Genomic DNA, 14,267 nt, shown 5'->3' with positions numbered 1-14,267 from the left:
NCACCGACAGCGCCGCCGGCTCCACCGCGCCGGAGAACCCGCGCCCCGGCGAGACGGCGACAGGGGCGCCCGCAGCGAGCGCCGGAGAGTGCGCAGGTGCGCCCGATGCGAGCGTCGGAGAGTGCGCAGGAGCGAGCGCCGGGCGGTCCCCCGGGGCCGCGCGCAGCGCCCGGTCCAGCCGGCCGGCGTCGGCGCGACGGCGACGGTCGGCCGCGCCGGGCAGGTGGCGGTCGCGCAGCAGGCGGGCGGTGCGGGCGTTCTCGGGCGCCATCCCGCCGCCGGAGCGGGAGAGCACGACGACGAGGACGATCCCGCCGATCAGCGGCACGTACCGGTCCAGCTCGGCCAGCCAGTCGCGCACCACGCCCCCGAAGGCGACGCCGAGCACGGCCGCTCCCACCGCGACGACCCAGGGCAGCCGCCGCCGCGCCGCCGCGCCGAGCCGAGCGCCGGTGCGCCGGTCGCCGGCCACCGCGGCGCCGGCGGCGAGACCACCCACGCCGGCGATCGCCGCGACGACGACCCGCAGCAGCGCGCCGAGCCGGCCGAGCCACTCCCCGACCGCGCCGCCGATGCGGGTCGCCAGCGCGCCGGCGGCCATCGTCGCGCCCGCGAACGAGCCGCTGACCCAGCCGACCCCGCCGACGACGGCGTAGGCGATGAGCAGGATCGAGGAGAACGGCGCGAACGTTCCGTCGCCGTAGTCGATGTTGCCGCGCTCGCCGTAGACGTAGAAGGCGTAGAGCACCCCGCCGAACCCGGCGATGGCCGCCGACAACGCGAACGCGTACAGCTTGGCGGCCACGACGCTGATGCCCAGCGCCGCGGCGGCGCGCTCGTTGGTCCGCACCGCGATGAGCCGCCGCCCGGCCCGTCCCCGGCGCAGGTTCGCGACCGCGAGCGCGACCAGGACGAAGGCGAGCACGGACACGGTCGCGAAGCCCCGCGGATCGGTCACCTTGTCCAGCGGGACGCCGAGGAAGCGCTGGCGTCCCACCACCGTTCCCTCCGGCGAGGCGAGGTCACCGAACAGCGACCCGAGTCCCCCCGCCCCCGGGGGTGGCGGAGAGTGGTAGCCACGCTGGAACAGCAGGGCGTCGACGGCCGCGCCGAGGCCGAGCGTCACCACCGCGAGCTGCAACCCCCGGGTGCGCAGCGCGGGCAGCGCGAACAGCAGCCCGACGACGGCGGTGCCGGCCACCCCGACGGCCATCGCCGCCTCCAGCGGCCAGCCGCGGGTCGCCACCAGCCGCCCGGCGATGAGCGCCGCGATCCCGGAGAAGGCGAGCTGGGCCAGCGAGAGCTGCCCGGTGAACCCGACGAGCACCACGACCGACAGGATGATCAACGCCCACAGCGCGTTGGCGTCGAGGGCGTCGACCCAGTCACGGGGCAGCAGCCAGACCGCCGCCAGCATCGCCGCGACGGCGACGGCGAGGGCACGCGGATGGACCCGGCCGCTGCCGAGCACCGGATGGCGCTCGGCGAGGTGGCCCCGCTCGGGCAGGCCCCGGCCGCGTACGGCCAGGTAGAAGACGATGACGGCCAGCGGCACCGCTCGGTCGACCCCGCGCCACCAGGGATGGTGTGCGACGAGCTCGTACTGCNCCTCCACCTCGATGACGCCGAGGGCGAGACCGCCGAGCAGCACCCCGGGGAAGGACGCGAACCGCGCCACCAGCGCCACCGCCAGCGCCGGCACGATGAGCAGCAGCAGGTTCGTCGCGGACAGCGGGTTCTGCAGCGGGGCGAGCAGGACGCCCCCGAGCCCGGCGAGCGCGCCGCCGGCACCCCACGCCCCGGCGGCGATCGCGTCGACGGACCAGCCGAAGGTGGCGGCGGCCCGCGGGTTCTCGGTGGCCGCCGTCGCCGCGAGCCCCACCGTCGTGAACCGGAAGACCGCCCACGCCGCCGCGACGACCGCGACGACCGCGGCGAGCCGGACGAACACGTCCACGCCGACGGACTCGCCGAACAGCTCGACCGTGCCGGTGGGCAGCACCGTCGGGGAGGTGCGCACCGCACCGGCGAACATCAGCGTCAGCGACGACTGGAGAATGATCAGCAGGCCGAGGGTCGCCATCAGCCGCAGCAGCGCCGTCGCCTCCCGCAGCGGGCGCATGACCAGAACCTGGAACCCGACGCCGATGCCGGCCGTCGACGCGACCGCGAGCACCGCGGCCAGACCCAGGGGAAGCCCCCACGGACCGTGCAGGCCGTGGAAGGCGTAGGCGGCCCACGCCACCAGCGCACCCTGGGCCATGTTGAGCACCCCGGCCCCGCGGGCGATCACCACCACGCCCGCGGCGACCAGCGCGTACAGCGCGCCCGTCCCGAGGCTGAGCAGCGCGAAGCCCATGACGTCGTTCACGGTCCACCCTGCTCCGGGCGCCGCGTGCCGGCACGCCCTGCTTCATCCCCCCAGCGGTCCCCCGTGGCGGCCACCGGCCCGCCCCGGTCGCGACGAGCGGCTCGGCGCCCATCGCGCCACGGACCTGGCGCGTCGGAACCGCTGATCACGGCGACCGACGCAGACGGTACGGCGGGCGCGACCGGCGTGACAAGCAAACCCTCCACAACAGCCGCGGCAGCCCACGCCATGATCACCGATCGGCGGTGGCGACCATTGCGGCCCACAGGGCCCACCGGACTCCCGGCAGCAGGCCGGGCCGGGTGATCGTGGCCTTACCGGCGGACACCGGACGCTCACGCCAGGTCGCTCGGACGAGCCGCAATCCGCCCGGACGTGGCNCGGACCTGGCGCCGCGCGGCGTCAGGCATGGTGGCCGCGCCCATCTCCCGGTACATCTAGAACAGGCAGACAGAACAGGCCGACACGTCGCCGTCGCCCGGCGCCCGCCCGAACCCGGTGATCGGCCGACGGCGGCGCATCCTCACGACCAGTACACGGCCTCACGACCAGTACGCGGCCACGGNCGACCAGAACAGCCACGGGAGTGGGACGGATGACAGAGCTCGTGCCCGGTGCGAACGCGCCGCTGCCCCGCGGCCCCGTCTCGGTTCGCCTGATCGGGCCGTTCGACCTGTGCGCGTTGGTGACCGCGGCGCACGGCAAGGTCGACGGGGATGACGACTTCGTGTTCTACAACCAGCCGGCGACGGCCGGCGTCATCCTCAGCGGCGACGAGGTGATGGTCGACCCGGAGCGGCTGCGGCCCGGTGCCGAGCGCGTCGTGATCGTCGCCAGCTCCGAGGACGGCACGACGCCCTTCGGGCGGCTGCCCGGGCCCGTCGTCACGTTGCACGACCGGCGCGGCAACCTCAACGCCCACTTCACCCCGCCGCCGCTGACCAGCGAGACCGTGGTCACCCTCATCGAAATCTACCGTCGGGGCGCGCAGTGGAAGGTCCGCGCCGTCGGGCAGGGGTACGCCGACGGCCTGGCCGGCCTCGCCCGCGACTTCGGCGTGGACGTCGACGACGGCAGCCCGGCCACGCCCGAGACCGCGGCTCCCCCGCCCGACCCCACCCCGGCCGTCCCCCGCCAGGACACTCCCGCCAGCCCTGCCCCGACCCACGCCGCCCACGCCGGCGCCGGCGCCGCCCCCGTCCCGGCCGGCGGCCCGCCGGCACGGTGGGGCGAGCAGGCCGCGGCCGGCCGCGGGCAGGTGCGCGACGAGCGGCCGGGGCCGGCCGGGGCCGGGGAGGGCGACGTCTCGTCGATGCTGGCCCAGGTCGTCACGCTGACGAACATCGAACGCGAGCGGGAGGGCCTCGCGCCGCTCGCCGTCGACGCGCGGCTGGCCGCCGCCGCCGAGTCCCACAGCCGGGACATGGCGGCACGGGCCTTCTTCGCCCACACCAGCCCGGACGGCCGTACGGTGTCCGACCGGGTGACGGACCTGGGCTACCGCTACGCCCGGGTCGCCGAGAACATCGCCGCCGGCCAGACCACGGCCGAGGAGGTCGTCGCCGGCTGGATGCAGAGCCCCGGCCACCGGGCCAACATCCTCATCCCGCAGCTACGCCAGATCGGCGTCGGGCACGCCACCGGCGGCGAGTACGNCACCTACTGGACGCAGGTCTTCGGCGTCCTGCTCTGAACCGGCGGCCGGACGCCCACCCCGGGGATGCGCCTACCGGCGGCGCTCCTCGGCGAGCCGGTCCAGCTGACCGTGGGTGAGCGCGGCCCCATGCTCGTCCCCGACCTTCAGGAACAGGTCGAGGGAGCGGCGGTAGAGGGTGTCGGCCTCCTCGAACCGTTGTAGCTCCTGTAGGAGCAGGCCGAACTCGTGGTAGGTGCGCGCGGCGAGGACGTCGTCGCCGGTCTTCACGAAGAGGGCNGTGGCGTGGCGGTAGTGGCCTTCNGCCTCCTCGAACCGCTGTTGCTCCTTCGTGAGCAGGCCGAGGTTGTGGTGGATGAGTGCGGCGCCATGCTCATCGCCGGATTTCAGGAAGAGCGTGACGGACTGGCGGTAGTGGGCTTCGGACTCCTCGAACCGCAGTTGCCGATCCGCACCCAGGCCGAGATAGAAGTAGATGAGCGCGGCGCTGTGGTCGTCCCCGAGCTTCAGAAAAAGGTCGAGAGCGTGCCGCTGGTGGGTCTCGGCTTCCTGGAACCGCTGCCGCCCCTGCGCAATCGCACCGAGCTGACGGTGGGTCAGGGCAGCGTTGTACTCGTCACCGGACTTCAGGAAGAGGTCGAGAGCGTGGCCGTAGTGGGTCTCGGCGTCCTCGAACCGCTGCTGCTCCTGGGCAATCCTGCCCAGGCCGTAGTAGCCGAGCGTGGCACCTCGCTCGTCACCGACCTTCAGGCTGAGGTCGAGGAAGCGGCGGTAGTTGAGGTCGGCTTCCTCGAACCGTCGCTGGTCCACCGCGATCGCACCGAGCTGGTGGTAGGCGAGCGCGGCGCCATGCTCGTTACCGGCCGCCAGCGTGAGGTCGAGCGAGCGGCGGTAGTGGGCGTNGGCCTGCTCGAACTGTCCCTGTGCCTGCGCGACCGTGCCGAGCTGGTAATAGGTGTGCGCGACGCCGTCCCGGTCGCCGAACGTGCGGAGCAGGTCGAGGGCGTGCTGGTAGTGGGTGCCGGCCTCCTCGAACCGTCGCTGCTGCTGGGCCGCGATGCCGAGATTGTGGTAAATACCTGNGGCACCGTGCTCGTCCCCGATCTTCAGCTTGAGGTCGAGGGAACGGCGGAGATAGGTCTCGGCTTCCTGGAACCGTCGCCGGTCCACCGCGAGCGTGCCGAGCTGGTGATAGGTGCTCGCGGCGCCGGGCTCGTCCCCGAAATTCAGGAAGAGGTCGAGGGAGCTGCGGTAATGGGCGTCGGCCTGCTCGAACTGGCGCTGCATCTGCGCCAGCTTGCCGAGCTGGTGGTAGGTGGCCGCGGCATTGTTCTCGTCCCCGGCCTCCAGCCTGAGGTCGAGGGCGGTCCGATAGTGGATTTCGGCCTCGTCGAACTGGCGCTGTTCCTCCGCGACGATGNCGGCGAGATGGTGCAGGTGGGCGANCTCCTCCCGCCCGGTGGCGGTGCCGGGGTCCGGGTAGGCGCCGATGGTGCGGGTGATCAGGTGCAGTCGAGGGTGGTGCTGCTGCGTCTGCCCGAGGTACGAATCCAGCGGTACGAGAACGGGAAGGACGGGTTGTGNCGTGGTGAGGGCATGAGTGAGGGNCCCCTGCAGGTTGGCGTAGGACGCGGCGGTGACGGCCCGCCCCAGTGTCCGTTCCTCCGCCGCCTGGGAGNTGAGGAGCTGCTGGGCCCACTCACCGATGCCACAGTAGAACTGGTAATGGGCGTCGGCCGCGTCCGCCCGGTGGGGAAGGTCGCGGATACGGGTGCGCAGAAAGTAGGGCAGAACGGGTTGGACCTGCACCATGTCACTGAGATGCGGGTGCGGGGTGGCGAGGCCGACGCCGACGGCATGCTCCACCGCGCCCGCCAGGTCGAGCGGGCCGAGCGCCGCGATCGCCGGAAAGCCGGCGAGGATCTCCTGGTAGTGGGCCAGGGACGCGCCGGTGGGCACGACGGCGGTGANCGGGGCGAGCAGGAGCAGGGACTGCTGAAGTGCCGGGTCGAGTTTGCCGTAGCTGTACTCGATCGCGGTGCGGACCAGCCCGACCGGGTCGGCGTCGCGCTCGCCGGTGTCGAGATCGTCCAGGACCCCCGTAGGAGTGGNTCCAGCCAGCACGGGCAGGACGGCGGTGAGCGGGAGCGGGTAGCCGCCGAGCAGGTCGATGAGCCGGTCCAGCGCCGCCCGTTGGTCAGGATCCTCCCGGTGCCGGGTGGCGCCGTGGCGGATCAGGATCCGTCCGNCCAGGTCCCGGGCCGCCTGGGGATCCAGCCCGGGCAGCAGGTAGACGTTGTCCGTGAAGGTCCCGGGGGCGAGCCAGCCCTCCGCCTCGCGGGAGCCGATCAGGGCCAGCGTCCGGCCGCCCCGCAGCCGACCCAGCAGCAGCCGCAGCCGCTGCTGCTCGGGTTCGGGGAGGGCGTGCGGGATCGACGCCGGACTCGCCGTGATCGACTCGGCGTTGTCCACGAGGAGCAGGTGCCGTCGGGACCGTAGCAGCCCCGCGATCTTCTCCAGCTGGGCGTCCTCGGACAGCGCGTCGAGTCTCGCCTGCTCGACCGGGTCGAGGAGACGTCTCCCGATCTCTCGCACGATCTGCCCGGCAGTCCACGCCTGATCCTCGTAGCTGAATCGGAACACCTCGTCCACCAGGCCGGTGCGCTGCCACCACCAGCCCAGATGGGCCAGCAGCGCCGACTTCCCGGCCCCGGCCATTCCCCGCACGAGCAGCACGTTCCGAACGTCGTCGAGCAGGAGGCGGCGTTCGACGGTCTGCACGTCCAGGTCTCGGCCGACGAAGCCGTACTCGGTAGCCGGTTCGTCGGCCACCGCCGCCTGCCTGGCGTAGAACCGTTCGGATTCCGGCCCGGTCATCTCCCGTAGCCGCAGATCCACCGGGCGCTGCCGGTAGAGCACCGGCAGCATCCAGTCCTCCAACGTGAGTTCCTCGTTGAAGTACGCCTGCCGGGCCGGCTCCTCGAACAGCCGTCGCCGGGCGACGTGCACCGCGGCCACCGGATCCGCCTGCGCGGCCAGCCTGCCGTACAGGGCCGGGATCGCCCGCGCCGCCGCCGACACCGTCACCGAATAGGCCATCCCCACCGTCGTGGGCACTCCGGCCTCGACCAGTCGGTGGGCCAGGCTCGCCTCGTCCCCGTGCTGCATCGCCGACTGGCACGCCGAGACCACCNCCACCGGCACCCGGTGCTCCGCCAGCAGGCCGGCAACCGCGCCCGCGGGAACAGGCTCGGCATCCCCGTCCCGCGCGGTCTCGAAGAACAGGAATCCCTGCTCGCCGTCGAACGCCTCGAACCGCCGCCGCAGGAACAACCCCTCCGCCGCCCACTGCCCTGCCGCCAGTTCGGCCTGCGTGGTGAACAGGCCGTGCAGGTCGAAATGAACCACGTGGTACCAACCTGATCCGTGCTCGGCACGCGCCTCGTCGAGATGGTCGCGCAGNGCGTCCCACGTCCCCGGGCGGACCAGATCCACCTGCACCGGTACCGGAGCCTGCCGCAGCGCGTCCAGCAACGGCCGTGACAACGTCCGAAAACCCACGTCGGACGGGCCGTCCGGTCTCGCCGTGACCACCAGAATGTTCAACGTCGTCCGACCCGACNCCCCCTCGAACCGGGCCGCCAACGGCTCCACCCGCCGCGTCACCGGCAGCCGCACCGCCAGCGGTGAAGGCAGGTCGGGATCCCGCAGGGCCTCCCAGTGCAGGCGCTGGAATGCCGCCGACCCACTCNCCTCCNCCCGGCAGCCGTCGAATCCCTGCTCCCGCATCCGCCGATAGTCATACGCCCCCGCGCCGCCGAAAACCTGGGTGAACAGCACCCGCCCGTACTCGGCGATCCGCGCCTCCGCTGCCCGCTCCAGATCCTTGTCGAGGAACGGATAGCGCAGGTGCTCCTCGAAATACCACGCCAACGACGCTTCGTCCCGCTCGTCGGCGGGATCACGTACATCGATGTCATAGTCGACACCGTCGTCGAACGCCAGTCGAACCGCGAACGACCCGTCGGGGCGACGTTCCCGCTCCCGGACGACAACCGTGCCCACCGTCCACTCCCTCCGGGACCAGCTTCCCGGGGCCGGGGCACGCACGATGACGACTCCGACCGGCCGACACGCCGAATTTTACCCGCCGCGTACAACAAAGGGTGCCATCACCGAAAAGAATGGCGTGACGCGACCGGCGGATTCCGGCGTCCGACCGGAGACTCCGGGTGTCGGCTCCCGCTTTCGGCTCCCGCTGTCGGGTTCTGCTGTTCTCGCGACGGCCGGGTGAGCCCCGGATTCTCGGCTCGGAAGCGGAGCACGCGGGCCGAGGCCTGCGCGTCAGGGGCAGGGATCAGGGGGCGACGGGACGGCCGCGCAGGACGATGAGGTCGGGGGCGGCGAGGACGCCGACGTCGGCGCGCGGGTCGGCGGGGTAGACGACCAGGTCGGCGGGGGCGCCCTCGGTGAGCGCCGGATGCCCCAGCCACGCCCGCGCCGACCAGGTGGCCGCGGACAGCGCGGCCTGTGCCGGCAGGCCGGCGCGGCGTAGCTCGGCGACCTCGGCGGCGACCAGGCCGTGCGGCAGGCTGCCCCCGGCGTCGGTGCCGACGTACAGGGGGATCCCGGCGTCGTGGGCGGCCCGCACCGTGTCATACCGGCGAGCGTGCAGGGCCCGCATGTGCCGGGCGTAGGCGGGGAACTTCTCCTCGGCNCCGCGGGCGATGCCCTCGAAGGTGGCGATGTTGACCAGGGTCGGGACGATCGCGACCCCCCGCTCGGCGAACAGCGGGATCGTGTCCTCGGTGAGCCCGGTGGCGTGCTCGATGCAGTCGATGCCCGCCTCGACGAGGTCGGCGAGCGAGTCCNCCGCGAAGCAGTGAGCGGTCACCCGGGCGCCGGCCGCGTGCGCCGCGTCGATCGCCGCCTTCGCGGCGTCCGCGGGCCAGCAGGGCGCGAGGTCCCCGACGCCGCGGTCGATCCAGTCCCCGACGAGCTTGACCCAGCCGTCGCCGCGACCGGCCTGGGTGACGACCTCGGCCACCAGGTCGTCCGGCTCGACCTCGGCGGCGTAGTTGCGGAGGTAGCGGCGGGGACGGGCGATGTGCCGGCCGGCGCGCACCAGGCGGGGCAGGTCGTCGCGGTCGTCGACCCAGCGGGTGTCCGCCGGGGAGCCGGCGTCGCGCAGCAGCAGCGCGCCGGCCGCCCGGTCGGTGGTGATCTGTTCCTCCGCGGTCGGCCGGTCCACGGCGCCGCCGGCGTCGAGGCCGACGTGGCAGTGCGCGTCGACCAGGCCGGGCAGCGCCCACCCGGACACCGTGCGCACGTCCCGGGCGGCGGTGCCGGTCGGCGCGGTGAAGCTGATGCGACCGTCGACGACCCACAGCTCGTCGCGGACCTCCTGCGGCCCGACCAGCACCGCGCCCCGGATCCGCAGCGCCGGCGGAATCACCACCACCTGCCCGCTCCCGACCTGCCCGCTCCCGACCGGCCTGCTCCCGAGTGAGCCGCCCCCGCTCCGCAACCTTCCGTCCCGGGGATGGCCAGCCTGGTTTCGACCAGTGTTGTCACATTCGCCTCCGCTGCTCCGTCGAGCCAAGTCTGCCCTCTTCCCGACGAAGCAGCGCGCCCCGGCCCGCGCTGTGGCCGGTGCGCGGGGATCCGGCCGGGGCCGGGGCGGCGATGCCGGCGTCAGACGTCGAGCTGGGCCTCGACGGCACGCAGGCGGTGGCGGGCCAGCGCGAGGTTCGCCCGCCCCTTGTCCAGCACCAGGTAGAGGAACAGGCCGCGGCCGGAGTGACTCTGCAGCAGGCGGATCAGATGGTACTGGCGGCCGAGCGTGATGAGGATGTCCTCGATGGTGTCCTGCAGGCCGAGGCTCTCCATCGTCCGCAGCTTCGCCCGGATGACTTCGGTGTTACCGGCGGCGGCCACCTCCAGGTCGAGGGTGTGCGCGTTTCCGGCCGTGCCGAGGGTCATGCCGCTGGTGAAATCGACGAGGGCCGCCCCGAGCGCGCCCCCGATCTCCAACGACTCCTTCAGGGCTATATCGACACTGTTCATATCGCCTCCCGCGTTGTCGAGGTGGATGGCGGCNCCGACGCCACCGTCCGTGTGCACCGACGTGGGCTCACGCGAACCGCGCGTCGACAATCGTCCCCNCATCACAGTCCCTCGCAGACTTCAAACCGCCCGATCTACGACTGCTCATCCAACTTTAATCGGCCGCGACCGGAACGCACGAGGCTGAACCAAAAAGGTACGTCCGCGGACAGAGAGACCACATTGACCTGACCTCCACCGATGCNCGATCACCGTGCCACCGAACCGTCGGGCACTGAATTAACATGCAGAAATGAATACGAAGATTGGTCTTCGACGGTGGAGATATCCATCGGACGGCGTGGGGGCCGCCCGAGAGCCGTCGACGGCCCCCCCGTCGCCGCGGGATCCGCCTGGGCGGCAGCGCATCTCCCCCTGCTCGGGCGCCATGATCCGGTGTTGCGCGGGGTAGGAGCGGCGGCATGGCCGATCACCGAGCGACAGTGCACCGGGGCAGCCTTCGGCACGACGACTCGCGGCACGACGACTCGCGCCGCGGCGGCGGGCAGCGCGGGTGGCGAGGTGCGCTGCCGGTCGTGGTGCTGGGCCTCCTGCTGCTCGTCTCGGTGCTCGGGGCGGGATGCGGCTCGCAGCCGACGGGCGCGCGGCAGACCGCGGCGGCGCAGCGCGCACCCGCAGCCGGCGCCACCAGCCCGGTCGGCCCCGGCAGGGAGCAGCGGGGATCGACGCCCGAGGCCGGTGCGGTCGGACACGGGGACGAGCCGGGGCGGCCCGCGGCCGGGGGCGTCAGCGCGCCGCAGCTGCCGATGGGCGGGCGCACGCTGCTGCCGCGCTACCGGATCGTGGCGCACTACGGCTCGGTGGGCGGTGGTGCGCTCGGCGTGCTCGGCGAGGGAACGCCGGAGCAGGCGGCGCAGCGCGTGCTCGCGGCCGCGGCGCCCTTCGCCGCGGGCGGCCGGCCGGTGCAGCCGGCGATGGAGCTCATCACGACCGTCGCGTCGGCCTCACCCGGCCCGGACGGGCTGTACAGCTCCGCGCTGCCGGCGGCCGCGGTCGAGCCGTACCTCGCCGCCGCCCGGGCGCACCGGATGCTGCTCATCCTCGACCTGCAGCCCGGGCGCGGGCGTTTTCTGGACCAGGCGCGGCGGTACGAGCAATTCCTGCGGGAGCCGGACGTCGGGCTTGCCCTCGACCCGGAATGGAAGATGGGGCCGGACCAGATCCCCGGTCGCCAGATCGGCAGCAGTGACGCGGCCGGACTGAACGAGGTCTCGGCCTGGCTCGCCGATCTCACCCGTGCGCGCAATCTGCCACAGAAACTGTTCGTGATACATCAGTTCACCGAATCGATGCTGCCTGACCGGGCGGCCATCGCCGCCCGCCCCGAACTCGCCACCGTCTTCCACATCGACGGGTTCGGCGTCCGTCAGGACAAACTCGACAAGTACGCGCTGCTGGCGGCCAGAGCGCCGTTCTTCACCGGATTCAAGCTCTTCCTCGACGAGGACACGAACATGTTCAGTCCGGCGGAGACGCTCACCCTCACGCCCCCGCCGGACCTCATCACCTACCAGTGAACGGCGCTCAGCCTCGCCACCACGGCCCGGTGATGGCCACCGTGAGGCCGTCGCCCTGGACGTTGGCGTACAGCCAGCGGCCGTCCTGGGAGAAGGTGGCGCCGGCCCACTCGCTGTCGCTGCCGGCGTTGCGGGCGAGCGGGTAGGGGGTGCCGTCCGCCGAGGGGGCGACGAGGTAGTTCTCGCCGTCGCCGTCCTCGCAGAGCACGATCCCGCCGAGCGGCGAGACGGTGATGTTGTCGGGCCCGTCGAACCGGCCGCCCGGCTCCAGGCGCAGGACGAGTTCCAGGGTGGAGTGCTTCGGGTCGAACCGCCAGACCTGCCCGGAGTGGTCGGTGGCGGCGCCGTCGGCCTTCTTCGCGTAGCTGGAGACGATGTACGCGGTGTCCCCGGACCAGAAGATGCCCTCGGCCTTCGGCACCCGGGTGATCTTCGCGGCGTCGAACTGCGACCGGACCGACACCGTGGTCGCGTCGGGGTCGGGCACGTCCACCCAGGTGACGGCCAGCTTGGTGCGCAGCTCCCGCACCGCGGACAGGTCGCGCACGTCGGGCACCGACAGCGCCTGCAGCGTTCCGCCGGCCCGCAGGCTGCCGGGGCCGCCGAGCGGGCGGCGCGGCAGGAACCGGTAGAGCAGGCCATAGGGCTTGGAGGCGTCTTCGGTGAGGTAGACGATGCCGGATCGCGGGTCGATCGCCACCGCCTCGTGCGGGAAGCGGCCGAGCGCCGTCAGCGGCACCGGGGCGGCGTCGCGCAGCCGGCCGAAGGGGTCGACCTCGAACACGTAGCCGTGCTTCTTGGTCAGCACCGCCTCGGTGGCCGGGGTCGCCTCGGTCTCCTCGCAGGACAGCCAGGTCCGCCACGGCGTGCCGCCGCCGGCGCAGTTGCGGTAGGTGCCGGCGAGGCTCGGCACGTGGCCGAGCAGCCGGTCGCCCGCGACCGTGAGGGTCGTCGTCCCGCCGGGGCAGGCCGGGTCGTAGACGAGGCCGTCGCGGTGCGGCACCGCCGGGATGTCGGTTCCCGGCGACAGCTCGTGGTTGCGCACCAGCACGCTGCGCCCGAATCCGCCGGGGAAGGCGAACATGCCGTCATGCGACCCGGGCACCGCGCCGCCGCCGTCGAGCGTGTCCTTGCCGGCGCGTGAGAACACCGAGTAACGGAAGCCGGCAGGCAGGTCGACGACCTTCTTCGGATCCGCGACGAGCTCCCCGTACCCGCGGAAGGCCTTCGGCGTCGCGGCGTTCGCGGTGCCCGCGAAGACGGCGTCCACCGCCCCGGCCAGGGCGAAGCCGAGGCCGGCGGTCCCCGCGCCGGCCATCAGCTGTCGACGGTTCACAACCATGTTTGTCCTCCTCCGGCGCCGGTCCCATCGACGCCGCAGGGAACGCTGTCAGCCGAACATGGCCGGAGATCGACACGGACGGAAACATCAGTGCACGTACAACCGACCGAGACCCTCGCCCACCGTCACCGAGATGGCCAGCCGCCCCGGCCCGCCGACCAGCCCCGATGGCGGGCGGGGCCATCGGGGTAGACGGGCTCCGCTCGACCGAACCGACCCGCCACCCGAGCACGGCCCCTCCAGCTCGGCCGCCCACGCCGCCACCACCAGACACGCGACGCCGACACCAGCGCCGAGGCCACCGGCCTCACCCTGCTTGCCTTCCCGGTCGCCATGGGCATCGCGGGGCCGATCGGTGGGCGCCTGGCCGACCGGGCCGGCTCCCGGCCAGTCGCAGTCGCGGGCGCCGCGCTGACCACCGTCGGGCTGGTGCTCCTGGCACCCCTCGGCACCGCATGGTCACCGGCCGAGGTGGCCGTCCGGCTCGCACTCGCCGGTACCGGCATGGGTCTGTACGGCGGCCGGCGCAGACGCTGGTGATGACCGCCGCGCCACCGGACCGGATCGCCACCGCGGGATCGATCGTCCAGCTCGCCCGCAGCCTCGGCTTCGCCATGGGCCCGGCGGTGGCCACTGTCGCCTGGGCGCTGGGTGGCAGAGCTGAGGCCGGCACCCGGATCGGGCTCGGCATCGCCGCGCTGGCCGCCTTCGCAGCCGTGCTGCTGCTTGCCCGCCCACGCCCGGCTGCGCCGCTGGTGCCGTCCGAGCCGCCCGTTCCCGCCGGCCCACCGATCGGCTGACCCGAGGCCCTGCTTCGGCCAGCCCTGCCACGTGCAATCCGACGAGGCCGCATTCGCCCCGCCGGCCCCGCAGAGAACAGGAGGCCCGACATGTGCGGCATCACCGGGTGGGTGTCGTTCGGCCAGGACGACTACGAACAGAAGACGGTCATCGAGGCGATGACGGCCACGCTGCGGCGGCGTGGGCCCGATGCGGGCGGCACCTGGGTCGGCGCCCACGCCGCGATCGGTCACCGCCGCCTCGCCGTCATCGATCTTGTGGGCGGCGTCCAGCCCATGGTCAGCGACCAGGACGGAGCCGAGACCGTCCTGACCTACAGCGGCGAGATCTACAACCATCACGAGCTGCGGGGCGAGCTCGTCCGGCGCGGCCACACCCTGCACACCCGCAGCGACACCGAGGTGGTTCTGCACGCCTACCTGGAGTGGGGCGACCTTCTCGTTGATCGCCTGGAGG

At 73.0% G+C, this 14,267-nt stretch carries 8 protein-coding genes and 11 pseudogenes; 5 read left to right on the top strand and 14 right to left on the bottom strand.

Annotated elements, in window-relative coordinates; all coding sequences use genetic code 11:
• Position 1: 1 nt before the first annotated feature.
• Positions 2–1,607: pseudogene (locus UK94_RS44000) on the bottom strand (branched-chain amino acid ABC transporter permease); the annotation flags it as partial.
• A 1-nt stretch (position 1,608) separates the two neighbouring features.
• Positions 1,609–2,371 (bottom strand): branched-chain amino acid ABC transporter permease (locus tag UK94_RS43995; RefSeq protein WP_235486925.1); only part of this gene is annotated, 763 nt, incomplete at its 3' end.
• 595 nt (positions 2,372–2,966) lie between these two features.
• Between UK94_RS43995 and UK94_RS07880 the strand changes: the two are divergent.
• Positions 2,967–4,026, top strand: a pseudogene (locus tag UK94_RS07880) (CAP domain-containing protein); the annotation flags it as partial.
• Positions 4,027–4,097: 71 nt separating this feature from the next.
• Here UK94_RS07880 and UK94_RS43990 read toward each other — a convergent pair.
• From UK94_RS43990 to UK94_RS07865, 11 genes and pseudogenes are all read right to left on the bottom strand, one after another.
• A pseudogene (locus tag UK94_RS43990) lies at positions 4,098–4,304 on the bottom strand (hypothetical protein); the annotation flags it as partial.
• A gap of 25 nt (positions 4,305–4,329) precedes the next feature.
• Positions 4,330–4,927 (bottom strand): annotated as a pseudogene (locus tag UK94_RS43980) (tetratricopeptide repeat protein); the annotation flags it as partial.
• Between the two features lies 1 nt (position 4,928).
• Positions 4,929–5,102, bottom strand: a 174-nt coding sequence (locus tag UK94_RS43975; protein ID WP_268761248.1) for a tetratricopeptide repeat protein, incomplete at its 3' end; no start/stop codon positions are given.
• A 6-nt stretch (positions 5,103–5,108) separates the two neighbouring features.
• Positions 5,109–5,445, bottom strand: a pseudogene (locus UK94_RS43970) (tetratricopeptide repeat protein); the annotation flags it as partial.
• Between the two features lie 829 nt (positions 5,446–6,274).
• A pseudogene (locus tag UK94_RS43965) lies at positions 6,275–7,218 on the bottom strand (CHAT domain-containing protein); the annotation flags it as partial.
• 1 nt (position 7,219) lies between these two features.
• A partial coding sequence (locus UK94_RS43960; protein ID WP_235486923.1) for a hypothetical protein occupies positions 7,220–7,487 on the bottom strand: 268 nt, incomplete at its 3' end.
• A gap of 1 nt (position 7,488) precedes the next feature.
• The coding region (locus UK94_RS43955) for a hypothetical protein (protein ID WP_268761247.1) at positions 7,489–7,619 on the bottom strand (131 nt) is incomplete at its 3' end.
• A 763-nt stretch (positions 7,620–8,382) separates the two neighbouring features.
• Positions 8,383–8,742: pseudogene (locus UK94_RS43950) on the bottom strand (amidohydrolase); the annotation flags it as partial.
• A 1-nt stretch (position 8,743) separates the two neighbouring features.
• A pseudogene (locus tag UK94_RS43945) lies at positions 8,744–8,896 on the bottom strand (amidohydrolase); the annotation flags it as partial.
• Between the two features lies 1 nt (position 8,897).
• Positions 8,898–9,480 (bottom strand): annotated as a pseudogene (locus tag UK94_RS43940) (amidohydrolase); the annotation flags it as partial.
• Between the two features lie 239 nt (positions 9,481–9,719).
• On the bottom strand, positions 9,720–10,091 hold the full coding sequence (locus UK94_RS07865; RefSeq protein ID WP_041940970.1) for a hypothetical protein: 372 nt from the start codon (positions 10,089–10,091) through the stop codon (positions 9,720–9,722).
• A gap of 461 nt (positions 10,092–10,552) precedes the next feature.
• On the opposite strand from UK94_RS07865, the gene UK94_RS07860 reads away from it, so the two are divergent.
• Entirely contained in the window at positions 10,553–11,668 is a 1,116-nt protein-coding gene (locus UK94_RS07860; protein ID WP_063822662.1) for a hypothetical protein, read from the top strand.
• 7 nt (positions 11,669–11,675) lie between these two features.
• Here UK94_RS07860 and UK94_RS07855 read toward each other — a convergent pair whose 3' ends face one another.
• Positions 11,676–13,010 (bottom strand): DUF839 domain-containing protein, encoded by a 1,335-nt coding sequence (locus UK94_RS07855; protein ID WP_011606719.1) that lies wholly within the window; start codon positions 13,008–13,010, stop codon positions 11,676–11,678.
• Positions 13,011–13,304: 294 nt separating this feature from the next.
• On the opposite strand from UK94_RS07855, the pseudogene UK94_RS34600 reads away from it, so the two are divergent.
• The 3 genes and pseudogenes from UK94_RS34600 to UK94_RS43935 all read left to right on the top strand — a co-directional run.
• A pseudogene (locus tag UK94_RS34600) lies at positions 13,305–13,550 on the top strand (hypothetical protein); the annotation flags it as partial.
• Positions 13,550–13,810, top strand: coding sequence for a hypothetical protein (locus tag UK94_RS34595; RefSeq protein WP_055749265.1), 261 nt, complete (start codon positions 13,550–13,552; stop codon positions 13,808–13,810). The pseudogene UK94_RS34600 and the gene UK94_RS34595, both read left to right, overlap by 1 nt.
• Positions 13,811–13,900: 90 nt before the next feature.
• Positions 13,901–14,267 (top strand): annotated as a pseudogene (locus UK94_RS43935) (asparagine synthetase B); the annotation flags it as partial.

The sequence above is a fragment of the Frankia sp. AvcI1 genome (assembly GCF_001420875.1).
GTDB lineage: Bacteria > Actinomycetota > Actinomycetes > Frankiales > Frankiaceae > Frankia > Frankia alni.
The sequence above is the reverse complement of the archived record's forward strand: the minus strand, read 5'-3'. Positions and strand labels throughout refer to the sequence as shown.